Here is a 23045-nt window from a genome sequence, read left to right as displayed (position 1 = left end):
CAGGAATATTTTTCGTAAAATGGATCTGATTGGTTATGGTTTCTGATAAAACATTCGTTACAGGTGCAACCGGGTTTGTTGGTTCGGCAGTAGCGCGTGTCCTGGAAAAAAGAGGCCATAAACTCAGACTTCTGGCCCGTCCTTCCTCTGATAAAACAAATCTTGAAGGCCTCAAGGCAGAGATTGTCTATGGTGATCTTTCCCAGCCTGAAACGCTGATTAAAGCTTTTGAAGGTGTTCGCTATCTTTTCCATCTAGCAGCGGATTATCGCCTATGGGTGCCTGACCCAGAGACGATGATGCGCGCCAATGTAGAGGGTACACGCCAGCTGATGCGCCTGGCCCAACAGGCAGGGGTCGAGAAAATCGTTTACTGCTCGTCAGTTGCAGCTCTTGCCACGGCGCATAATGGAATTCCTGCCGATGAAGCCAGTCCCGTAACAGAGGATCAGATCGCCGGGGTTTATAAACGTTCCAAATATCGCGCGGAACAGGCCGTCCTGCAAATGATCAGGGAAGAGAATCTTCCAGCAGTGATCGTGAATCCCTCAACGCCTATCGGGCCACGCGATATTAAACCGACACCGACTGGTCTGATGATCCGTGATTGTGTCCGCAGGCGCATGCCTGCTTACGTTGATACAGGGCTGAATATTGTTCATGTTGATGATGTGGCTGAAGGGCACGCCCTGGCGCTTGAAAAAGGAAAAATAGGGGAAAAATATATCCTGGGCGGTGATAATATCATGCTGAAGGATTTATTTGATCTGATCAGTGACGTAGCTGGTGTCCCCGCACCGAAGATTAAACTCAGTCAGTCCGTGTTATATCCAGTGGCGGTCATATCCGAAGAATTATATCGTCTTTTTAAAATTGAGCCACGTGTCACAAGAGAAATGCTGGCCATGTCTAAAAAACTGATGTTTTTTTCGTCAAAAAAAGCAGAGGACGAGCTTGGTTATAAACACCGCCCAGTAAGTGATGCGGTTGCTGACGCAGTTGCCTGGTTTAAAAATAAGACGTAATAAATCATGAGACTATAAATAAATAACGGAAACAAAGTCATGACCGCATTTTATGCCTTTTTTGTGTGGTTATATCTTATATTTATGCGTGGTTATTATTGGCTGGGCGGCCCCTGGTTGCAAAAGGTCAGGGGTGATGACGACAGATTAAATCTGCCAGACCTGCCGGTTGTTTCTATTATTGTGCCGGCACGCGATGAAGAAGAGACAATTGATATCGTTCTGAAATCTCTTTTAGCGCAGGATTATAAAGGACATTATAATGTCATCCTCGTTAATGACGAGAGTCGGGACGCGACGTCCTCTATAGCCAGAACAGTTCATGATTCTGAAAATCGGTTGACCATCATTGAAGGGAATCCACGCCCGGAAGGGTGGAGTGGTAAATTATGGGCAGTTTATCAGGGGCAGGAAAAAGCTTTTGAAACTTTGAAGGAAACAGATTTTGTTTTCCTGACAGATGCCGATATTATTCACGACCCGGATCACCTGTCCTCATTGGTGGCAAAAGCAGTTGAGCAGGAACTGGATCTGGTTTCTGAAATGGTCATGCTTAACTGTACGGGATTCTGGGAAAAATTTCTGGTCCCGGCTTTTGTCTATTTTTTTGCGCTTCTTTATCCATTTCGTAAGGTCTCTGACCCTCGTTCACCAATTGCCGGTGCGGCAGGGGGGACCGTTTTGCTGCAATGTGGCAGGTTGAAAAAAATTGGTGGGATACAGGCATTGAGGGATGCTCTGATTGACGATTGCACCTTGGCGGCACACGTAAAAAGAAGTGGCGGGAAGCTTTATCTCGGATGTAGCAAGCAGGCCCGGTCAATTCGTGGATATGAGTCCCTTGGTGAAATCTGGCATATGATCGCGAGAAATGCCTATGTCCAGCTGCAATTTTCGCCCTGGCGTTTTGCGATGGCTGTGATAGGCATGTGCCTGATCTGGTTTGTTCCGATTTGTAATTTTATATGGGGAAAGGGGAAGAGACGCTGGATTGGAGGGGCCGTTTATATGGTAAGTTGTCTGAGTTTCTTTCCGACCATCCGGTGGTTTAATCTTTCCCTATGGCGCGTTTTTCCACTACCGATTATAGCGATGTTCTATATGATGGCGACGACAGGTTCCGTCATCGACTATTATCGTGGGGTGGGGGTGCGCTGGCGTGGACGTTCTTACGATAAACGTTCACAATAACAGGGAAAAACGGCACGCTAATGGAAGATAGTAACACTATGAATGTCTGGGGCGAAGAGGATGTTACATCCAGAAAAGGCATGGGAGATGAGAATTTCCCTGTGGGATCTTTTCTGATCGCGCCTGTCCATCGCCCTGTAATCCATGCCTATTATCATTTTGCCCGTGTGGCGGATGATATGGTGGATAATGAGAAACTTTCTCCCGAACAGAAAAAAAATCGTCTTCTGGCTCTCAGAGAGGTTCTTTTTGGAGAAAGGGAGGCTCCCTGTCGGGCGGATGCACAGACGGCCGTCCGTCTTCGTTCTGCGATGCTTAAATGCGGCCTTCCCTTGTCCCTGGCGGGTGACCTGATTACGGCTTTTGTTATGGATGCCGAAAAAAACCGTTATCAGAATTGGGAAGAGTTACTGCATTATTGCCGTTATTCTGCCAATCCTGTGGGACGATTTTTATTGGCCGTCCATAAAGAGGACGAAGAAACCTATGAAGCATCAGACGCGCTTTGTACGGCTTTGCAGATCATTAATCACCTTCAGGATGTTTATGATGATTTGAGCAAACTAGACCGTTGCTACCTACCTGTGCCCTGGCTCGAGGAAGAAGGGGTGACGATTGATGATTTGCGGCTTGCTCGTTCAAAACCAGGTGTCCGTTTCGTTATGGACAGGATGCTTGCCAAGGTGGACGGATTGAATACAAAGGCCAGGCGTTTGCCATCCCTGATCCGGGATAGACGGATGCGTCTGGAAGCCGCGGTTATTGTCAATTTATGTGTGAAGCTGACGGACTATCTGCATTATCAGGATCCGATCGAAAATCGTGTTGCGTTAAAACCGGTTGATGGGGTCGTTGCACTTATAAAAGCTTTCTCTTATTTTTCGTCGCCAAAAGCAGTCCCTTCCTTTATGAAGAGAGATTAGAAGTCACATAGTTGTTCAGAGCGTATGGGACGGTACAGATGAGGGAGCAAAAGAAAAGATAATGAGTTTTGCCCGGAAAAAAGAGGCATTGGGCTTGGTTTGTGCCCCCTCTGACTTGCTCGCTGTTCAGGCAATTGTTGATCAATCCGGTACCTCTTTTGGAAAAGGGATGCGGATTCTCACACCTTTGCGCAGGCAGGGGATGTATGCGATCTATGCTTTCTGTCGCATTGTCGATGACATTGCTGATGGTGATACAGACGATGCCAACCCTGAACAGGCTTTGACAGCATGGTTCGATCGTCTCAATGACTTATATGAAGGAAAGACGTCCGGTGCCGTAGATAATGTTCTGGTGGCAGCGATTGAACGCTTTCATTTAAAGAAAAAAGATTTCGAGGATGTGATAGAAGGGATGCTGATGGATTGTCGGGGGCCGATTGTTGCGCCTGATGAAGCAACCCTTGATCTCTATTGTGATCGTGTAGCCTCGGCGGTCGGGCGCCTCTCCATCAAGGTCTTTGGCACACCTCATCATGAGGGAGCTGTTCTGGCCTATCATCTGGGCAGGGCTCTGCAACTGACAAATATTTTGCGCGATATTGCAGAGGATGCAAAAAAGAACCGTCTTTATTTGCCGAAAGAACTTCTGCAACGCTTTGACGTCCCATTGGATCCCTATGAAGCGACCTATGCGCGGGGATTGGATTCTGTTTGCCGGATCATTGCAGGAAGAGCAAAGGATCATTTCAGAGAGGCAGACAAAGCCATGAAGCAATGCCCCTCTGACACCGTTAAACCGGCACGTCTGATGGCCGCCTCTTATAAGGTTACTCTCGCTGCTTTGGAAAAAAGAGGGTGGCGTAATCCTGAGAGGGCTTTAACTATTAATTCATTGTCTAAAAAGCTCTCTCTCATTCGGGCTTTTGCCGGGGTATAATCGTGGGGCACGTTCATATTATAGGGGGAGGGCTCGCCGGTCTATCCGCAGCCATGGAATTGGCCCCACAGGCACAAGTCACAATTTATGAGGCCGGCCCTGTCTGTGGGGGGCGTGCGCGTTCTTTTTATGATCGTGCTCTCGAGACGACAATTGATAATGGCAATCATTTATTATTGTCTGCCAACGCCTATAGTTTTCGCTATCTTGATCTGATCGGGGCAAGGGATACCTTAAAAGGTCCCGGGAAGCCTATCTTCCCCTGGTATGATCTTGAGGATAGTCTGGGATGGTGTCTTCGTTTATCAAAGGGAAAGGTTCCTTTCTGGCTGTTAAACCATCGGGCACGTGTTCCCGGGATGGCCTTGAAGGAAATTTTTGTCCTGACCCGTCTGATGAAAGCCGGACCGGATCAGACGGTTGCGGAATGTCTTGACGGGGGAGAATTTACGCGCCGTTTGGTAGCGCCATTTGCGATATCGGCCCTGAATACGGACCTTGAGAGTGGCAGCGCCCTTCTCTTGGGTAATATTATTAAGAAAACCTTGGCACAAGGGGGGCAGGCCTGTTGCCCATGGACAGCCAAGAATGGCCTTTCTGAGACGTTTGTAACACCTGCTTTATCCTATCTGGAGAAATTCCATAGTAAAGTTCTGGTTGGCACACGCGTTACGTCCTTAAAGGAGGAAAATGGCCGCCTTGTTTCCTTTATGACAACGGATGGCATTGTGAATCTCGGGCCGGAAGACTCTGTGATCCTTGCAGTGCCGGCGACTGTTGCGGAAAGCCTGCTGCCTGAGCTTGTGGTGCCGACAATGTTTGAGTCGATTGCCAATGCCCATTACAGACTGCCTTATAAATTGAGGCTTAAAAGCCCTGTAAAGGAAGCGGGATTCGTTGGTCTGGTAGGCGGAATGGCTGAGTGGCTTTTCATTCATGATGATGTGCTCTCAGTAACGGTCAGTGCGGCAAATCGTTATGCTGATTATTCCAATGAAGCGATGCTTGATCTGATCTGGGAAGAAATCACCCAGGCCCTGAATACGGTTATAGAAGGTGTTCTGCCACTTGCGACACCGGCCAGCAGACTTATCAGGGAAAAGCGGGCAACCTTTGCAGCCACGCCAGAGCAGAATAAGCGCCGCCCTGGTGCCAGGACGCCCTTTGCCAATCTTTCGCTGGCGGGGGACTGGACCGATACAGGCTTGCCTTCAACGATTGAAGGGGCCATTCAGTCTGGTCTGGCCGCAGTGGACGCTTTGGGCTACCGGTCTGCCTTTAAAGCTGGGCAGCCATGAAAAGCGGCGTTATTTCTGGCTAAACTTAATTCATAGTGAAACAAATAGAATCAAGCAGGGAGAAACCAGTGAGCGAGACTTTGTCCTATCCGAGCGATTTTAGCGGTAAGCTTGATCACTCTATCGAGCAGGGCCATTTTGCCTTAGGACGCCGCCAGAAAGAGGATGGCCACTGGGTTTTTGAACTTGAAGCTGATGCGACCATTCCGGCTGAATATGTGCTGCTGGAGCATTTTCTAGATCGTATTGATCCAGAAAAAGAGGAAAAAATCGGCCATTATCTCCGCCGTATTCAAGGTGAGCACGGGGGCTGGCCTCTCTATCATGATGGAGATTTTAATATCTCCGCTTCTGTAAAGGCCTATTTTGCTCTTAAAGCGATTGGTGACAGTCCTGATGCCCCTCATATGAGAGCCGCGCGGGCTGCTATTCTACAGCATGGAGGCGCTGAGAGAACGAACGTCTTTACACGTATCCAGCTGGCCCTGTTTGGAGAAGTCCCCTGGGATGCCGTGCCGGTCATGCCTGTTGAGCTGATGCTGATGTCACGCAAGGCGTTTGTTTCTCTATGGAATATGTCCTACTGGTCTCGCACCGTGATTGCGCCTTTGCTGGTTTTGGGAACCTTCAAGCCTGTTGCGATTAATCCGCGCAAGATTCATGTTCAGGAGCTGTTTGTAACGCCTCCTCAAAAAATCAAGGACTGGATCAGGGGGCCTTATCGTTCCCGCTGGGGGCGTTTCTTTAAAGCTCTTGATGTTGTCTTACGCAAGGCTGAACCGTATTTCCCAAAAAAAACACGCAAGAAAGCCATTAACAAAGCGATTGCCTTTATCGAGGAACGCCTGAGCGCAGGCGGTCTTGGCGCTATTTATCCGGCAATGGCGAACGTTATTATGATGTTCCGTACACTTGGGGTTGCAGACAATGATCCCAAAGCGGTTCAGGCATGGCAGGCGGTTCAGGACCTGCTTGTAGAAAAAAATGGTGAGATCTATTGCCAGCCTTGCGTCTCGCCCGTCTGGGATACAGGGTTATCCGGCCTGGCAATGCTTGAGGCTGCTTCCGGTCCCAAAGGTATAAAGCGTGAAGAGACAATCGCTGCCTTGAAAAAAAGTGCAGCCTGGTTGAGAGATCGCCAGATCCTGGACGTTAAAGGTGACTGGGAGATCAATATCCCCGGTCTTCGTCCCGGCGGTTGGGCCTTCCAGTACGAAAATGACTATTACCCCGATGTTGATGATACAGCCGTTGTCGGAATGTTGCTTCATCGCCTTGATCCTGTTGAGAACAAGGAAGCGATCGCGCGTGCCCGTGAATGGATTATCGGTATGCAAAGCACCAATGGTGGGTGGGGTGCTTTTGATATTGATAACAACATGGACTTCCTGAATTATATTCCCTTTGCCGATCATGGAGCCTTGCTGGACCCTCCTACAGCAGACGTTTCGGCCCGGTGTATTTCCTTTTTGTCCCAGCTTGGTCATGACGAAGATCGCGCGGTTATTGAAAAAGGCATCAGTTATCTGCGCCGTGATCAGGAACCGGAAGGGAGCTGGTTTGGCCGCTGGGGTACGAATTATATTTACGGAACATGGTCTGTGCTCTGTAGCTTGAATATAGCGGGTGTTTCTCATTTTGACCCCATGATTACGCGTGCTGTTGAATGGCTGAAATCTGTCCAGCGTGAAGATGGTGGCTGGGGTGAGGATTGCGCCAGCTATGAGGGGGCTAAACACGGTGTTTACAAGACCAGCCTCCCGACGCAGACAGCCTGGGCCGTTCTTGCCTTAATGGCGGTTGGAGAGCGTGATTCAGATGCGGTTAAACGCGGTATTGCTTACCTTGCCCAGGCTCAGGATGAGAATGGTGAGTGGCATGAAGAGCCCTATAATGCTGTAGGATTTCCGAAGGTTTTCTACTTGCGTTATCATGGTTATAAGCAGTTTTTCCCGCTTATGGCTCTGTCACGCTACCGTAATCTGGGGGCTAGTAATTCAGGCCACGTAGAGTTCGGGTTTTAATGCTGGGGATTCTGACAGGCCTGGCTGAAGAAGCAAAATTGGCATCCCGTGCATTTCCAGAGGCGAAAATTGCGCTGAGTCATGCACAGGAAGCGCAAGGGAAACGAGCTTTACAGACGCTTCTGGAATCAGGCGTGACAGAATTATTGTCCTTTGGCTGTGCAGGGGGGCTGGATGAAACCTGCTCTCCCGGGACGATCATTGTCCCTGATTATGTTTATGTTGAAGAAGAAAAATATTTCTCCGATCCTATGATGACCGAGCGTCTAAGAAACGAAACCACCCGTAAGGGAGGGGTCTTTCATAGCCCGGTTATGATTGAGACCGCTTTGCAGAAAAAGCAGATATGGGAAGAGACGGGGTGTAGCGCTGTCGATATGGAAAGTGGTTTCGTTGCGAAAGCCGGGCTTCCATTCGCGGTTCTGCGTGTGGTTTGTGATGATGCTTCCCAGGATTTGCCACCTGCAGCATCGGCCGGGTTGAAGAATGGCAAGATTTATATGCCGGGGCTTATAGGCTCTCTTTGCCGACACCCATCTCAAATGGCTGCCTTGATAAAGTTAGGGCAGAATGCGGCTAAAGCGCGCAAAATTATGGCTGGTTTCCTGACCGCCCTTTGATGAATTAAGCTTGCTATTTCTCATCTGAAACGTTAAAAGAAGGCACTTTTTCCCGATCATCGGGAAGAGGCTATTTCGCACGCATGACCCAGAATCTCTGGTGCCTGTAACAGGACGCGTCATGCGGAGGATTAACCAGACTATAAAGGTTGCTTATTATGGCAATGCCTCAATTTACAATGCGCCAGCTGCTTGAAGCAGGTGTTCACTTCGGTCACCACACACGTCGCTGGAACCCAGCGATGGCTCCTTATCTTTTCGGTGTCCGTAACCAGGTTCATATTATTGACCTTCAGCAGACAGTTCCCTTGTTGGATCGTGCCCTGAAGCAGGTTCGTGACACTGTTGCTGCTGGTGGGCGTGTGCTTTTCGTCGGCACAAAACGTGCAGCTTCCGAGCATGTTGCTGAAGCCGCACAGCGTTGTGGCCAGTATTATGTCAATCACCGTTGGCTCGGTGGGATGCTGACAAACTGGAAGACCATCACAAATTCAATCAAGCGCCTGCGCTCTATTGATGAGATGCTTGCCGGTGATACAGCTGGTCTTACGAAAAAAGAAATTCTTGATATCACACGCGACCGCGAGAAGCTGGAGCGCTCACTCGGTGGTATTAAAGACATGGGCGGTCTGCCCGATCTGCTTTTCGTGATTGATACCAACAAGGAAAAGCTGGCCGTTGAAGAAGCCAACAAGCTGGGTATCCCGGTTGTGGCAATTCTCGACAGCAACTCTGATCCTAAAGGTGTGAACTTCCCTGTTCCAGGGAATGATGACGCAATTCGCGCAATTACCCTTTATTGTGATCTAGTTGCCGGTGCGGTTCTGGACGGTATTTCTGCTGAGCTGGCAGCTTCTGGTCAGGATATCGGTGCTTCTGAAGAGCTTCCTGTTGAAGCAACAATCACAGAAACAGCTGTTTCTGCTGAAGAAGCTCCAGAAGCTTAATGAAAGCTGAAAACAATTCCTGATTTTTTGGGAACTGCTTTTGAAAATTAGACCATGCAGTCAGGGGACAAATTCCTGACTGCATGGATTTTTATATAAAAGGTGATGATATGGCTCAGATCTCAGCAGCCCAGGTTCGTGAACTCCGTGAATCTACTGGTGCAGGCATGATGGACTGCAAAAAAGCCCTGACTGAAACTGATGGAGATATGGAAGCCGCCATCGACTGGCTTCGTAAAAAAGGTCTCTCTCAGGCTGCAAAAAAATCAGGTCGTGTAGCGGCTGAAGGCCTTGTTGGTGTTGCCTCCGGCAAAAACAAAGCGGCCATGGTTGAAGTGAATGCCGAGACAGACTTTGTTGCGCGTAACGAAGCATTCCAGAATGTTGTCGAACAGATTGCCAAAGTTGCATTGGAAGTTGGTGATGACCTTGAGACGATCAAGGCTGCAACATTACCTTCAGGTCGTACAGTTGCTGACGAACTGACACATCTGATCGCAACAATTGGCGAGAATATGTCTCTGCGCCGTGCTGTTGTGCTGAGCGTTCCCTCAGGCGTCGTAGCAAGCTATGTTCATGGTGCACTGCGCCCGGGCATCGGCCGTATCGGTGTTCTGGCAGCTCTTGAAGCCCCTTCAGAAAGTGAAGCACTCGAGACACTTGGCCGCCAGGTCGGGATGCATGTTGCGGCAACACGTCCTGCTGCTCTGGATGTTTCCGGTGTTGACCCTGAAGCTCTGGAACGCGAGCGCGCTGTTTTGGTTGAGCAGGCCCGGGCATCCGGTAAACCGGAAGCGATCATTGAGAAAATGATTGATGGCCGTATTCGTAAATTCTACGAAGAAGTTGTGCTTCTGGAGCAGGTCTGGGTGCATGACGGTGAAACACGCGTCAAAAAAATCATTGAAAAAGCTGGAGCAAAGCTTGTTGCTTTCGAACGCTTCCAGCTTGGTGAAGGCATTGAGAAACAGGTTGATGACTTTGCGGCTGAAGTGGCGAAAGCTGCTGGCCACTAAGTTTCAGCCAGAATTTTCTTGACGTTATTAAAAGGCTCTCATGAAATATGAGAGCCTTTTTTATTGAGCGGAAGAGAGACATGATGGAATGGGAAGCGCCAGCGATTGTTCTGCGGTCAGAGCCACAGGGAGAGAACAATTTATTGGTAACCGTTCTGACTCAGACGCATGGTGTCAGGAGAGGTTTGTGCAGAGGGGGAAACTCAACCCGGCAAAGACCTGTCTGGCAGGTTGGAAATATCCTGATTGTTAAATGGAAGGCACGACTGGCTGACCAGCTGGGGCAGTTTACAGGCGAAATTGTTAAAACAATCAGTGGCTATTTGCTGGATTATCCAGAGTCCCTTGCATTGATGACCAGTGCCTGTGCTGTTTGTGCTCATGGTGTGCCGGAGAAAGAAGCCTGCTCCGACCTCTTTCATGAAATGGTAAAGCTGTTAAGCAGATTGGTTGTTTTTCCCCAACTTCCTCCTTATGCAGATTACATCCGATGGGAGGTTCTGCTTTTAAGGCAATTGGGATACGGCCTTGACCTATCTTGTTGTACAGTAACAGGAAGGAAGGATCATCTGGCTTACGTGTCCCCACGGACGGGTAAGGCAGTGAGCGAAGAAGGGGCTGGAGAGTGGAAAGACCGTCTCCTGCCTTTGCCTCATTTGTTACGTGATGCAACGGATGAAGGCACAAAAGAGCAATGGCAGCAGGGGCTGAAAATAACAGGCCACTTTCTTGAAAAATCTGTCTTTGGTGTCATGAACCGCCCCTTACCTTTGGCAAGAGAAAGGCTCTTAGAGCATCTCAGTTGATATGGTAGTGCGTCCAATTCTTGACAGGCCGATCTATCAGGGCGTCCTATTTACGTCATGACTGATGAACAGCGCAAATTTCTCGATGAGGTCTGGGCCGGTATGAGGAAAAGAAGTGCCGGAAGCCTACGCATGGTAGCGTGAGACACTAAAGAAACACCTAAAATAACCAAGTGCTAAATTCACTAGGGATATAATGCGAAAAAAGAGGGAGAGACTTTGAACGTCTCTCCCTCTTTTTCAATAAGGGGACTTTACCCAAGCTTAATGCCCAGATGCTGCCAGATCACGACAAGAATTGCCATCAAACAGGTAAAGAAGAGGCTGTGTTTGATCGTGCGGGCAAGCACAATACCTTCCTGACCTTTCAGGGTAGTGACTGAAATGCCGGTAGCGATATTTTGCGGTGAAATGGTTTTGCCCATACCGCCACCTGCGGCATTGACGGCCGCAAAAAGGGTTGGGTCCAGGTTGAGCTGGTGGGCAGCTGAAACCTGCAAATTCCCAAAGAGGGCATTTCCAGCAGTATCGCTGCCTGTAAGAAAGACCCCGATCCATCCCAAAAAGACTGATACCAATGGGAAAACAACGCCAGTGGAAGCGATGCCAAATCCGAGGGTATAGGTCATACCGGAATAATTCATCAAATATGAAAATCCAACCGTCAGTGCAACGGTGATGACGGCAAGCCATCCCTGTTTAGCGGTAAGGAAAAGCGCATTCTTAAATTGCTGGAAAGAAGCTTTCGTCACAATGGCAGTAAGAAGGGCGGAGAGAATAATCGCCGTGCCTGTGCCCAGTGGCTGTAATTTCCAAATAGCAGCATAGGGCTTATGATAAAGGGTTATGTAGACCTTATTATCAAGACCCGGCCAGTGAATGTTAAGCTCACCTATTTTATCAATATGATAAATGTTCCAGATAATCACCATAAGCGTAACAATGACCCAGGGGATCCAGCCATGCCAGTGAGGAATATTCACGTCAGTCTGGCTGGATTTGTGGTCAACTGTTTCTGTAACCGCATAGGCAGGATCTGGTTTGGGTTTCCAGAAAGATAAGAACCCGATTGTAACGACAAGCGAAATACAGGCTGCGAGTACGTCGGTCAGATTATAGGACACGAACATGGTGACAGCGACCATCGTGAGTGTAAAACTCAAGCTCGCAACCAATAGTACTGGCCAAAGCTGCCTGACAGACTTCCATCCTCCGTAAAGAACCATGACGTAAAAAGGCATCATAGCGGAGAGAGGTGCCATCAGGAGGCCGGATATACTCGCCAATAAAGGCGCTGACAGACCCGTGACAGAGCCGAGTACGGTTACAGGAATTCCCAAAGCACCATAAGCCGCAGCGGCCGCATTGAAAATCAAAACATAGGAAATCGCTTCAAGAGCCGGAAATCCCAACATAATGAGGAGCGCACTGGTGATGGCAATCGGGCTGCCAAAGCCTGCAATTCCTTCCAGGGCGGTGCTGAAGCAGAACCCGATGACAATCAGCATAATGCGTTTGTCATTGGGAACGTGGCTCAATATCCATGAACGGAACGCATCAAAGCGGCCTGTTTCCTTGGCAATATTAAAAAGAAAAATCGCACTGATTGCGATCCACATAACCGGGAATACCGCAAAAACCATGCCGTTCGTCAGGCTGGAAAAAGCAGTTGTAACCGGCATGCCCCATACAGTCACTGCCAGTATCAAACAAACAGCCAGCCCACCAAGGGTAGATTGCCAGGCGGGGCGTTTTAAAACGCCCATCATGACAAGCGTGACGAGAATAGGCGCTGATGCAAGCAGAAAAGAGAGGAGGAGGCTGTTACCAGCAGGTATTATGGTTTGTGAAAACATGTTTTTTTACTTTGTAAAAAGAATGTGTCTTCACGGCGAAATATAATATCTCATCCATGAAAATTGGATTCATAATGACTATTGTACTTCGGAAATCAATCTATATATGTTCGTTTGTCGTTCACAGATGCGTCAAGAAAAGACATTTTTGTAAGAATGTGGAAATAAAAAGAGCATTTTTCTCAGAAAAAAATGTATTTTGACAGTAAATCGTGAATGATATATTTAATATGTATGAGAATATAACGTTCTAAATATATTTTTACAAAAATAACCTTGATTTACTAATTTATGGGAACAAACGTTATATCGTTAAAAAAATATTACAGTATCTGACATTCAGTGTGAATTACTATTTTTATATACAAAATATATAGAGATATACATATATAATATATTCCAACAGCATGTTAAAAAATCGAAAAAATAATGCGATATGTTTTGGAAATTTCTTCCATATTTCCTAGATAAAATGGGAGATTCGCAATCAGGATGGGTAAGGTCGCTTTGAGATATAGCGATTATAGAGATATGCCACGGCAACAAGTGTGCTGGTCCCTACGAGAATTGGGGTCAGTAGAAAGTTCCAACTGGCTGCAGCAAGAATGACGACCAGGGGGTCACCACCGGCAGGCGGGTGTGTTGTGCCAGTTAACTGCATAACGGCGATCGCGAGGCCTACACCGACGGTCATTTCAATAGGGCCGTGGCCTATAAAATGAAGTATGACCAGTCCAACAAGAGACGATAGGAAATGCCCTCCTATGACATTACGGGGCCTGGCAAGGGGGCTTTGGGGCAAGGCGAAGAGAAGCACACAGCTGGCACCAAAAGGGGCAATCAGCAAGACATAGTGATAATTCGTCGTTAAATCGACGAGTGGAAAAATGGCTAACATGCCGCCAATGCCTGAAATTAAAGCAGGGAGGAAATTTTTCCTTATTCCCTGAAGCATCGCGTTTCCTGTTGCGCTGAAAGATACATTTTTCGCGTCGATTGCCATCATCCATTTCCTATGGATAAGAATAGTCCGCACAGTTAAACTGTGCGGACCAAACCGTGTTATTTGATCTTTTTGAAACGAGCAGCTTCTTCTGAACCGCCAGTTGCATTACCCTTGGAGTAAGAGCGTGCCCCTGTTCCGGCCAGAGCGCCCCCGTCAACGATCAGATATTCGTCACGGATAGGACGTCCCTCGAAATAGCATTCAAGGATTTCACGTGTGCCAGCGGCATAACGAGCCTGAGCTGACAGAGACGTCCCGGAAATGTGAGGCGTCATACCATTATGAGGCATTGTGCGCCATGGGTGATCCTGCGGAGCAGGCTGCGGGAACCATACGTCGCCACCATAACCGGCCAGCTGACCCGATTTAAGAGCGCTGACAACGGCATCACGGTCGCAGAGTTTCCCACGAGCTGTATTGACCAGGTAGGCACCACGTTTGAAGAGCTTCAGTGTCTTCTCATTGATCATATGCTCTGTTTCAGGGTGCAGAGGGCAGTTCAATGTGACAATATCACAAGCGGGATAAAGATCTTCGCGTGTGGGGTGCCATGTGAGGTTCAGTTCTTCTTCAACAGACTCAGGCAGACGTTTGCGGTCTGTATAATGCAGATGAACATCAAATGGTTTCAGCAGGCGCATGATGCGCAGACCGATACGACCGGCTGCAACGGTGCCTACATGCATACCTTCAATGTCATAGGAACGTTCTACGCAGTCAGCAATATTCCATCCGCCTTTTACAGCCCATTCATGGGATGGGAGGTAGTTGCGGACGAGAGCAAGCATGGTCATGACCACATGTTCAGCAACTGAGTGAGAGTTACTGTAAGTGACTTCTGCAACTGTGATTTTGCGGTCGATAGCAGCCTGAAGGTCAACGTGGTCTGAACCGATACCAGCTGTCAGAGCCAGTTTCAGTTTAGGAGCACGGGCAATCCGGTCAGCTGTGAGGTAAGCAGGCCAGAAAGGCTGTGAAATGATAACCTCGGCATCATGAAGATGTTTTTCCAGAACAGAGTCCGGACCATCTTTTGATGATGTTACAACGAGTTCGTGGCCGTTTGATTCCAGGTATTTGCGAAGACCTAATTCACCTGAAACCGAACCAAGCAGGGTGCCAGGTTTGAAATCAATTGCTTTGGGGCTCGGCAATTTCTGTCCGTCGGGGAAGTCCTTAACAGCGGGCAAACTATCGCGAGCGTAGGAGGTGGGGTAACCGTCAACGGGATCATCGTAAAGAACGCAGACAACTTTAGCCATAATAAGAAAACTCTTTCTGTCTGGAGGCATCCAGTAGTTACCCCATTAATAAATTTAGAGAAAATTCGGATAAATTATTAGAATATCCGGATAATATCTTGGAGTTCTATTCTGGATGCCTCTGAGTAAACGAGGTGTCTTTTGAGACAAGTTGGAAGATACACTTTGCGTTTGAGGCTGATCTAATGGGAGTTTCTTATCGATCTATAGGTAATTTTGATAGCAAAGTCTGTAATGATGGTTTTATCAATAAAAATCATGACTGGTTGGAATAAATAGATGATAGATAACGTTTTTGTGTGATAAATAATGGCACAAATAAGGCGTATTGGTTACGTATAATTCAGGAAGAATTATGCTTCTTTTTTACTGATTGTCTGTGCGTATCCTGCTTCAAACTGTTCTTCGATGTTTGCATGCTTTGCACAGTTCTGGAGGGCGATGGCCATGGGCGACTGAGGCATACGATCTACCAGGACAAGACCGATGGTCTGTTCAATAACGGGTTTTTCCATCCTGACCATGGTGATATCGCCCGTTGCATCAAAAATGAGGCTGAACGCACGAGGGACAATGGAGCACCATTGACCTGAACGGATATGGGAAGCGATTCCCAGGAATGAATTACTGACAATCCGGGGGGAAAGCTCAAGTCTTATACTCGCGGCAATGCCGTTCATGATTCTGCGATTCTGCATATCAATGGATAAGAGGCATAAAGACTCTTTTGCAGCCTGGGCCCAACTGATGCTTTCCTGGTTGGCTAATGGATGGTCTTTCCGACAGGCGAAGGCATAATGTTCGTGATAGAGGGGAAAGCTTCTAACATGTTCAAGCGGTTCGTTATCGAGATAGGTAATGCCGCCATCAATTTCGAAATGCTCAAGTGCTTTTTCGATACTGCGCGATGACATGGCATGGATTTCAATATGAGCGAGCGGATTCTGCGCAGCAAACAATCTGGAAAGAAACGGAACAGATGGAATGGCAGCAGGAATGACGCCAAGGCGCAACGTGCCTTTCAGCCCTTCCTGGTTCTTATTGTTCAGATCATCGCGAAGGCTTTCATAGTCGGAGAGAATCTGGCGTGCCCAATGCAGAACCTTTTCACCTTCAGGCGTTAAGGAGACAAAACGATGGCCTCTGACAATAAGGGCTATGTTAAGGTCTTCTTCCAGTTTACGGATAGCCTGGGAAAGAGTCGGTTGCGTCACACAACATATTTCAGCTGCATGACTGAAATGCTGCTCTTCAGCGAGCGTTACAAAAAACTTCAGATGTCGGATCAGCATCGCTTGTCTCTTTAGGCCAGTGATGTTCGATGGGAAATATTAACAGATTTCACCTTTTGGAGCGATGGGAAGGAGATATCAAAAATTCGTATAAATCTCTTAATGTTACAGGAGATGAGAGTTTTTTCTAAAATTATGACCTGTTTTGGGAAAATATAATATTTTATTAAAATAAATAATCATACTAACGTATAAAACATATAATTGCCTCAATTGAGCGTTACTTAATAATAAAAATATTAAGTGTTTTTATTAAGCTTAATATTTGTCTCTGCGTAACATATTTTTCAACTCTAATGAAGGTAGTATTTATTCAATGAGTGATATTCACGTATTGTTCCCAGCACATAGTCACACTGGAACTACCCATGTAACTCCTGCTCATGGAAGCGTGTCAGGAGAACATAAGGTCTCAGGCTATTCTTTTTCAGATCATCATGCAAAGGACTTTCTGCCCGGTTCTGAGAAGAGCAGGGAATCTTCTTTTGAAAAAGCAGGAAAGGAAGGTTCTATCTCAGAGCGTGCTTTTGCGACAAAGAGTGATGGCAGCTCAATTCATTCGAATTTAAAATTACCACGTCTGTCAGAAAATGCCACTGAATCGGAAAAACACGCAGCATTACATAACGTGGCTGACAGTCTTATAGGAGGAAAAGGCGTAACCTCCAGTTTACATGCCGGTCATGAAGGTCATCTGAGCCACGATTATAAACCTTTATCGGTCCATGACCATATGAGTGGCGAGAGTCTTAAGAATATTTCGTTTCAAAAGAGTATCGATCCTGACCAGGACGCAGCACAAAAGATTAAAGATGCTGTGGCGACAATGACAGGGGATTCCTCGCATGTTACGGATTCCTTCGTTGCTCAATATCAGTCTGAATTGGCAAATGGGAAAGACTGGAAAGAGGTCTATAATGATATAGCGAATAGTAATGAGGTTAATAGCTATTTAAGCAATTTGGTCCAATCAATGACAGGTGCTTCCCCTACTGATGCACAAATGAAATATTATCATCAGGAATTACAGGCAGGAAAAGACTCAACAGATATCAGGCGTGATATTGCTTATAGTGATGACGTTGAAAATAAAATTGCAGATTCAATAACCTATATGACCGGGGATGCATCTGCTGCAACGTATCTGCGTGTCAGAGGCTACCAGGATGATCTGGCTGATGGTCTGGATTGGAATAAAGTTCACTCAGAAATAATTGATCAGACAGTGAGCTCTTATCTGAACGATAAGATGGAGACGATGCTGGGAAATAGTGTGGTAAGCCATGATACCACCCCATATCTGGATGAAATCAAAGCAGGGAAAAGTGGAAAAGAGGTTGTATATGATATGGCACATGGTGCCGAAACAAAAGATCTCCTTAACAGGATAATGGGCGATATAATGGACGACCCCCATAGTACGATGTCTGATTCATTACTGGGGCAGTTCCAGGATGAATTTAATGATGGGAAAAGTTACAAACAGGTCAGATATGATGTCATTAAAGAAGTCGTAAATGAGAAACTGCCCAATATTATGATGCAGGCTGCTCATCGTGCACCATCAGAAGATGAATATAACGATGCCTATAATCAGGTAAATATTAACGCACGAACGGTGCCCGAATTGCGTTCTTACTTCCTCCAATCTTCAGATGCGGTTCAGTATCGTGAACAGGCTTTTGAAAAACAATTAAGTCAGGAATTAGGTTCTTCAAATATTGTTCATCAGGATTCTAAGGGGAATCTTGAAGTTGGAATAAATCATAAGGTCGTAACGGGGGATCATCTAAAGGAAGGAGATATCATCACTCAGAAACAGATCGATCAATTCTTTAAAGATGATTTTTCCTATACTGTTTACACGGCATCTCTAGAAGCAGAGAAAATGGGAATTTATAATTCCGATTTCATTGTGGCGTTGGCAGATGCTGATTATTCTGACCAACATCATAAAATGCCGGGTGCTTTGCCTGGAAATTTTGTAGACGACTATGGAGACGTTTGTAAGTTGATTACAAATGGACAATATACTGAAGCGGCCGCGCTCTTAACTGATAGTGATTGGATGCAACTTGCTCCTGCTGATGCTACGCGTTTCCAGACGGCTATTCTGAAGCTGAATGAACTGCCGAAAGAATAAGTTATTTTGTAACTGGCACTATTGTTCTGAAATAGTGCCAGTAACGTTTGTGATGGACATTATTTACATAACTCATTAAGATTACATTGATTAATCTCAATAATATAATTAAAGATCTCTAACATTTTGAGAATTAATTATTAATATTTATGTTTAGGAATGTAATGGAGTGATTTGTTCCTTATATTTATAAGAAAGCTGAATTAAGTTTATGATTCCGCCTGACTATAGTGCGTTGTTAGCTGAGCTTTGCCTCTGGACACGTGTCATCACTCGTTTAAAATAGCGTTCTTTACGAAAAAACAAGGCGGAAGTGTCAGGGTATGGATCAGGCAGGTCATATAGAGGATACGCGTTTGGCAGAAGCTCTGAGTGAGCGTTATGTGGCCTATGCGTTATCAACAATTATGTCGCGATCTCTGCCTGACGTGCGGGATGGTCTGAAACCGGTTCATCGTCGCCTGCTCTTTGCCATGCAGCAGCTCAAACTTGACCCGAGTTCAGGGTTCAAGAAATGTGCCCGTGTGGTCGGGGATGTTATTGGTAAATTTCATCCTCATGGTGATGCTTCTGTTTATGATGCGCTGGTGCGTCTGGCCCAGGATTTTGCGGCACGATACCCTCTTGTCGAAGGGCAGGGGAATTTTGGTTCCATTGATGGTGATGGAGCTGCGGCCATGCGTTACACTGAAAGCCGTATGACTGAAGTTGCCAAAGTCATGCTTGAAGGGATTCATGATGACGCGGTAGATTTTCGCCCGACTTATGATAATGAAGATCAGGAACCTGTTGTTCTTCCCGGTTTCTTTCCCAATCTTCTGGCCAATGGGGCTGCTGGAATTGCCGTGGGAATGGCGACAAATATTCCCCCTCATAATGCGGCGGAAATTTATCGCGCTGCCCAGATGCTTATCGAAAATCCGTCTATTGCGATCAGTGAGTTACTGACGGTTTTGCCTGGGCCGGATTTTCCGACAGGGGGAATATTGGTTGAAGACCGTCAGGCCGTCTTGCAGGCTTATGAAACAGGACGTGGCTCTTTCCGAACCAGAGCACGCTGGAATGTGGAAAAAGCACGGGGTGGAACGTGGAGCATTATCGTAACGGAAATTCCCTATCAGGTGCAGAAATCCAAGCTCATTGAGCAGATTGCCAGCCTGATGGAACAAAAGAAGTTACCATTGCTGAGTGACGTTCGTGATGAGAGCACGACGGATATACGCCTCGTCCTGGAGCCAAAAACCCGGCAATGCGATCCGGAACTTCTGATGGAGACGCTTTTCCGTAATACGCAGCTTGAGAGCCGTTTCAGCCTGAATATGAATGTTCTCAATGAAGAACGTGTCCCTGGTGTCATGTCACTGAAAGACGTCCTGAGTTCATGGCTTGATCATATTCATGTTGTTCTGGTGCGCCGTTCCCAGCACCGCCTTGAGGCGGTTCTGAAACGCTGTGAGATCCTTGACGGCTTCCTGCTTGTTTATCTCAATCTTGATGAAGTCATTCGTATTGTCAGAGAAGATGATGATCCCAAACAGGCCCTGATAGATATCTTTGCTCTTACGGAGCTTCAGGCTGAATATATTTTAAATATGCGTCTGCGTTCGCTTCGCAAGCTGGAAGAAATGGAATTAAGGCGTGAGCGTGACGCTTTAGGAAAAGAGCAGGCTTCTCTTGAAGCGTTGCTTGGGTCAGAGAAGAAACGCTGGAAAAATATTGCGGGCCGTCTGCGCGACCTTGAAAAACGTTTTTCAGAGGGAACATATGGTCCACGTCGTACGACGATTTCTGAGCCGCCGGCTGAAATTGATACGTCCCTGATTCTGGAAACGGAAAAAGAGCCCGTAACGGTTCTGCTTTCAAAAGAAGGGTGGATCAGAACGATTAAAGGACATAACGTTGACTCGGAGACTTTCCGATTTAAGGAGGGTGATGAATCAGGGTTTGTTCTTGAGTGCCAGACGACTGACAGACTGTGCCTTATGGGAAAAGCGGGGCGCGCTTATACAATCAAGGTCTCTGACCTGCCTGGTGGTAGAGGGTTTGGGCAGGCAATCAGAACATTATGCGATCTGGCGCAGGATGATCTGGCGATCGCTCTGTTTCTTTTGGGCGCAGAAGATGAAAAATGGTTCCTGGCCAGCCGGGAAGGGCGAGGAATGGTTGTTGCTGTGCGCAACCTATCGGCCGAGAAGAGAACGGGGCGGCAGGTCTTTAATCTTGATGAAGGAGAGGAACTGCTCTCTTGTATTCACTATGAAGGAAGCCACATCTTATGTCTGGGAGAGAATAAAAAGGCGCTTGTTTTCCCCGCAGAGCAGGTGCCCGAGATGAATAGAGGGCGCGGCGTTTCATTGCAGAAATTAGGTGATGCGCGTTTGAAGACCGTCAGGCTTTTTAACCTTGAAGAAGGGCTATTGTGGAAAGAGGGACAAAGGGTGAGACCGACTTCTGACTTGCTGCCCTATCTTTCACGCCGTGGTGCTACGGGTAAATTGGCGCCACAATGGATGCTGAGAAAATAATCATTTTAAAAAGGTGAAATGTAAGGGAGGATTATGTCTCATATCGCGCTACTGACTGTTTCAGGTTTTATAGGGTTTATTCTCTCGGTTAGTGCGACGATTCATATTTTGCTTACAAAAAGAGACCCGGCAGCCGCGGCCGGGTGGATCGGGGTTTGCTGGTTGATGCCTTTTTTTGGCACAGCGCTCTATCTGATGCTTGGGATCAATCGTGTTCAACGACGGGCCCAGAAATTGATGGAACCCGAGATTATAAAAGAGGATATGCCGCTTAAGGAATTGCGGCACATGCCTGATAGGCAGTTTATTCCCCTTGCCCAGATGCTCGACCGGCTGACGGGGCGCCCTTTATTGAACGGAAATACCGTTAAATGCCTTCATGATGGAGATAATGCCTATCCCGTTATGCTGGAAGCCATTCATCAGGCGAAAAAGTCTGTTTTATTATGTTCTTATATTTTTCGTGATGATTGCGTAGGAAAACGCTTTGTAGACGCTTTGGCAGACGCCAGAAAGCGCGGTGTGGAAGTCCGTGTATTGGTCGATGGGATCGGGAGTGGCTATCTCTATAGCCGTATTCTGCATGCGCTTCATAACAAGGCCATAAGCTGTACCCGGTTTATGCATTCATTCCTGCCATGGCGGATGCCCTTTATCAATATGCGAGATCACAGGAAAATTCTGGTGGTCGATGGAGCCATAGGGTTTATGGGGGGGCTGAATATAGGAGCGGAAAATCTCCTGCGTCAGCCAGCGAAAGAGCCTGTTGCCGATACACATTTTCGTCTTGAAGGGCCGGTGGTCCAGCAATTGACTGAAGCGTTTGCCAAAGACTGGATGTTTACAACCAATGAGCCTTTAATCGGCCCTCTTTATTTTCCGACACCACAAATAAAGGGAACAGTGCCAGCACGTGTTGTAACGGCCGGGCCGGATTCTGATCTTGAAAAAATAGAATATACCATATTGCAGGCCATTATTCTGGCGCGGAAGGAGATATGGTTTATGTCTCCCTATTTTATTCCTGACAGCCGGTTTTCTACAGAATTGGGATTGGCTGCGTTAAGAGGCATCGACGTTAATATTCTTGTGCCCAGAGAAAGCAATCATAGAATGACGGATTACGCTCGTGATGCGTGTCTTCCTCGCCTCGTTGATGCAGGGTGCCATATATGGCTGGGAAAGCCGCCCTTTAATCATTCAAAACTGATGGCCGTTGACGGTAAATGGTGTTTTGTCGGCAGTTCTAATCTGGACAGGCGGTCTTTAAGACTTAATTTCGAGGTTAATATAGAGATCTATGATGAACATCTCGCCTCTCATCTCGAAACTTTTATGAAACGTCATGCTCACGAAAGACTGACGAAAGAGGCTTATAAAAAATGGCCTTTGGTCGTTAATTTGCGAAATGCCATTTTCAGATTGTTTTTGCCGTATCTGTAAGACAGACTTTCAGGGACTTATCGTCTCTGGTTCAAGCCGCACCAGGATAGGGCGATGATCAGAGCCAAAACGTGGCAAAGTGCGGGCTTGCAGGCGCCCGAAGCCGCGAACGAGGCAGCGGTCAAGCCGTAAGGGAATGTGATTGAGCATCCGGTGGGTGCCTTCTCGTGGTCCAATATCACTGAAATCTTTTAACAGAGTCGGGCCGACAATATTAAAATCTCCCATAATGATTGCGCGCTCAGTTAAGTGGCCGCGTATTAGACGCAACTGCCTGCGATTGAGCATCGGGCCATGGGAAAGATGGACATTGGCAATAGAAAATAGCCCAAAACCGGCTTCAAATTGAAGAAGTTGTGCAGAGCGATGTGCACATAAACCAGGCTGAAGTGATAATAAAACAGGATCGGGAAAAGCCATATGACTCCAGCAGGCTGCTCCGTGAGGCCTCCCTTCAGGAACTGTGCGGGCATAATGCCCCCCAATGAGGGTCGGAAGCAGGTCTATCCCCGGTTTTACTTCCTGCAGCAATAAAATATCCGGTTTTGTGACACGTATGAGAAGAACGATATCTTCCAACGTTGCACCTTCTTTATGCAAAAGATTCCAGCTTACAATTGTGAGGGAAGGTGCAGAATTAGAAGAAGGTCTGGTTTTGTGAAACATCATTTTTTTCTATAGAAATAAAAAGAGCATGATAAATCATATTCTCTATGAGAAGAAATAAT

Annotated in this window: 18 protein-coding genes; 13 read left to right on the top strand and 5 right to left on the bottom strand. The window is 47.0% G+C overall.

Annotation, left to right across the window (positions count from 1 at the left end):
* The first annotated feature begins 35 nt into the window (after positions 1 to 35).
* The 10 genes from hpnA to recO all read left to right on the top strand — a co-directional run bounded on the left by hpnA (position 36) and on the right by recO (position 10790).
* Positions 36 to 1025 (top strand): hopanoid-associated sugar epimerase, encoded by a 990-nt coding sequence (hpnA, locus tag ACSYSY_RS05430; RefSeq protein ID WP_491706570.1) that lies wholly within the window; start codon positions 36 to 38, stop codon positions 1023 to 1025.
* 39 nt (positions 1026 to 1064) lie between these two features.
* Positions 1065 to 2216, top strand: coding sequence for a glycosyltransferase (locus ACSYSY_RS05425; protein ID WP_491706569.1), 1152 nt, complete (start codon positions 1065 to 1067; stop codon positions 2214 to 2216).
* A gap of 20 nt (positions 2217 to 2236) precedes the next feature.
* The gene (gene hpnC, locus ACSYSY_RS05420) at positions 2237 to 3139 is read left to right on the top strand and encodes a squalene synthase HpnC (RefSeq protein ID WP_491706568.1); all 903 of its coding nucleotides are present in this window, start codon (positions 2237 to 2239) and stop codon (positions 3137 to 3139) included.
* A gap of 61 nt (positions 3140 to 3200) precedes the next feature.
* Positions 3201 to 4079 (top strand): presqualene diphosphate synthase HpnD, encoded by an 879-nt coding sequence (hpnD, locus tag ACSYSY_RS05415; RefSeq protein ID WP_491706567.1) that lies wholly within the window; start codon positions 3201 to 3203, stop codon positions 4077 to 4079.
* 2 nt (positions 4080 to 4081) lie between these two features.
* Positions 4082 to 5377, top strand: a complete 1296-nt coding sequence (gene hpnE / locus ACSYSY_RS05410; protein ID WP_491706566.1) for a hydroxysqualene dehydroxylase HpnE — start codon at positions 4082 to 4084, stop codon at positions 5375 to 5377.
* 80 nt (positions 5378 to 5457) lie between these two features.
* Positions 5458 to 7401 (top strand): squalene--hopene cyclase, encoded by a 1944-nt coding sequence (gene shc, locus ACSYSY_RS05405; protein ID WP_491708228.1) that lies wholly within the window; start codon positions 5458 to 5460, stop codon positions 7399 to 7401.
* Entirely contained in the window at positions 7401 to 8021 is a 621-nt protein-coding gene (locus tag ACSYSY_RS05400) for a phosphorylase family protein (RefSeq protein ID WP_491706565.1), read from the top strand. Before shc ends, ACSYSY_RS05400 begins: the two co-directional genes overlap by 1 nt.
* A gap of 158 nt (positions 8022 to 8179) precedes the next feature.
* The gene (gene rpsB, locus ACSYSY_RS05395) at positions 8180 to 8968 is read left to right on the top strand and encodes a 30S ribosomal protein S2 (RefSeq protein ID WP_491706564.1); all 789 of its coding nucleotides are present in this window, start codon (positions 8180 to 8182) and stop codon (positions 8966 to 8968) included.
* A gap of 110 nt (positions 8969 to 9078) precedes the next feature.
* A complete protein-coding gene (tsf, locus tag ACSYSY_RS05390) occupies positions 9079 to 9984 on the top strand; it encodes a translation elongation factor Ts (protein ID WP_491706563.1) in 906 nt (301 codons plus the stop codon).
* An 80-nt stretch (positions 9985 to 10064) separates the two neighbouring features.
* Positions 10065 to 10790: a DNA repair protein RecO gene (recO, locus tag ACSYSY_RS05385; RefSeq protein ID WP_491706562.1), complete on the top strand. Its 726-nt coding sequence runs from the start codon at positions 10065 to 10067 to the stop codon at positions 10788 to 10790.
* Positions 10791 to 11044: 254 nt separating this feature from the next.
* Here the strand turns inward: recO and ACSYSY_RS05380 are convergent, their stop codons facing one another.
* From ACSYSY_RS05380 to ACSYSY_RS05365, 4 genes are all read right to left on the bottom strand, one after another.
* Positions 11045 to 12646, bottom strand: a complete 1602-nt coding sequence (locus ACSYSY_RS05380; RefSeq protein WP_491706561.1) for an L-lactate permease — start codon at positions 12644 to 12646, stop codon at positions 11045 to 11047.
* Positions 12647 to 13133: 487 nt separating this feature from the next.
* Positions 13134 to 13652, bottom strand: coding sequence for an HPP family protein (locus tag ACSYSY_RS05375; RefSeq protein ID WP_491706560.1), 519 nt, complete (start codon positions 13650 to 13652; stop codon positions 13134 to 13136).
* Positions 13653 to 13708: 56 nt separating this feature from the next.
* Positions 13709 to 14914 carry an NAD-dependent formate dehydrogenase gene (locus ACSYSY_RS05370; RefSeq protein ID WP_491706559.1) on the bottom strand — a complete coding sequence of 402 codons (1206 nt, stop codon included), beginning with the start codon at positions 14912 to 14914 and terminating at the stop codon, positions 13709 to 13711.
* 353 nt (positions 14915 to 15267) lie between these two features.
* Complete coding sequence (locus tag ACSYSY_RS05365) at positions 15268 to 16206, bottom strand: LysR family transcriptional regulator (protein ID WP_491706558.1); 939 nt, start codon at positions 16204 to 16206, stop codon at positions 15268 to 15270.
* A gap of 316 nt (positions 16207 to 16522) precedes the next feature.
* Between ACSYSY_RS05365 and ACSYSY_RS05360 the strand changes: the two genes are divergently transcribed.
* From ACSYSY_RS05360 to cls, 3 genes are all read left to right on the top strand, one after another.
* A complete protein-coding gene (locus ACSYSY_RS05360) occupies positions 16523 to 18349 on the top strand; it encodes a hypothetical protein (protein ID WP_491706557.1) in 1827 nt (608 codons plus the stop codon).
* A 323-nt stretch (positions 18350 to 18672) separates the two neighbouring features.
* Complete coding sequence (gene parC, locus ACSYSY_RS05355; RefSeq protein WP_491706556.1) at positions 18673 to 20874, top strand: DNA topoisomerase IV subunit A; 2202 nt, start codon at positions 18673 to 18675, stop codon at positions 20872 to 20874.
* Positions 20875 to 20907: 33 nt separating this feature from the next.
* On the top strand, positions 20908 to 22317 hold the full coding sequence (gene cls, locus ACSYSY_RS05350; RefSeq protein ID WP_491706555.1) for a cardiolipin synthase: 1410 nt from the start codon (positions 20908 to 20910) through the stop codon (positions 22315 to 22317).
* Between the two features lie 9 nt (positions 22318 to 22326).
* Here the strand turns inward: cls and ACSYSY_RS05345 are convergent, their stop codons facing one another.
* Positions 22327 to 22986, bottom strand: coding sequence for an endonuclease/exonuclease/phosphatase family protein (locus ACSYSY_RS05345; RefSeq protein WP_491706554.1), 660 nt, complete (start codon positions 22984 to 22986; stop codon positions 22327 to 22329).
* Positions 22987 to 23045: the final 59 nt, after the last annotated feature.

The sequence above is a fragment of the Aristophania sp. ESL1100 genome (assembly GCF_058511235.1).
Note: the sequence above shows the minus strand (reverse complement) of the source record. Positions and strands in the feature narration are given on the sequence as shown.

What these genes read in the sequence shown, in the direction of transcription:
- ACSYSY_RS05425 (WP_491706569.1), top strand. Translation starts at nt 1,065, where the DNA reads ATGACCGCATTTTATGCCTTTTTTGTGTGGTTATATCTTATATTTATG.
- hpnD (WP_491706567.1), top strand. Translation starts at nt 3,201, where the DNA reads ATGAGTTTTGCCCGGAAAAAAGAGGCATTGGGCTTGGTTTGTGCCCCC.
- hpnA (WP_491706570.1), top strand. Translation starts at nt 36, where the DNA reads ATGGTTTCTGATAAAACATTCGTTACAGGTGCAACCGGGTTTGTTGGT.
- ACSYSY_RS05375 (WP_491706560.1), bottom strand. Translation starts at nt 13,652, where the DNA reads ATGATGGCAATCGACGCGAAAAATGTATCTTTCAGCGCAACAGGAAAC.
- cls (WP_491706555.1), top strand. Translation starts at nt 20,908, where the DNA reads ATGTCTCATATCGCGCTACTGACTGTTTCAGGTTTTATAGGGTTTATT.
- parC (WP_491706556.1), top strand. Translation starts at nt 18,673, where the DNA reads ATGGATCAGGCAGGTCATATAGAGGATACGCGTTTGGCAGAAGCTCTG.
- ACSYSY_RS05400 (WP_491706565.1), top strand. Translation starts at nt 7,401, where the DNA reads ATGCTGGGGATTCTGACAGGCCTGGCTGAAGAAGCAAAATTGGCATCC.
- rpsB (WP_491706564.1), top strand. Translation starts at nt 8,180, where the DNA reads ATGGCAATGCCTCAATTTACAATGCGCCAGCTGCTTGAAGCAGGTGTT.
- tsf (WP_491706563.1), top strand. Translation starts at nt 9,079, where the DNA reads ATGGCTCAGATCTCAGCAGCCCAGGTTCGTGAACTCCGTGAATCTACT.
- ACSYSY_RS05360 (WP_491706557.1), top strand. Translation starts at nt 16,523, where the DNA reads ATGAGTGATATTCACGTATTGTTCCCAGCACATAGTCACACTGGAACT.
- recO (WP_491706562.1), top strand. Translation starts at nt 10,065, where the DNA reads ATGATGGAATGGGAAGCGCCAGCGATTGTTCTGCGGTCAGAGCCACAG.
- ACSYSY_RS05380 (WP_491706561.1), bottom strand. Translation starts at nt 12,646, where the DNA reads ATGTTTTCACAAACCATAATACCTGCTGGTAACAGCCTCCTCCTCTCT.
- ACSYSY_RS05370 (WP_491706559.1), bottom strand. Translation starts at nt 14,914, where the DNA reads ATGGCTAAAGTTGTCTGCGTTCTTTACGATGATCCCGTTGACGGTTAC.
- ACSYSY_RS05345 (WP_491706554.1), bottom strand. Translation starts at nt 22,986, where the DNA reads ATGATGTTTCACAAAACCAGACCTTCTTCTAATTCTGCACCTTCCCTC.
- ACSYSY_RS05365 (WP_491706558.1), bottom strand. Translation starts at nt 16,206, where the DNA reads ATGCTGATCCGACATCTGAAGTTTTTTGTAACGCTCGCTGAAGAGCAG.
- hpnC (WP_491706568.1), top strand. Translation starts at nt 2,237, where the DNA reads ATGGAAGATAGTAACACTATGAATGTCTGGGGCGAAGAGGATGTTACA.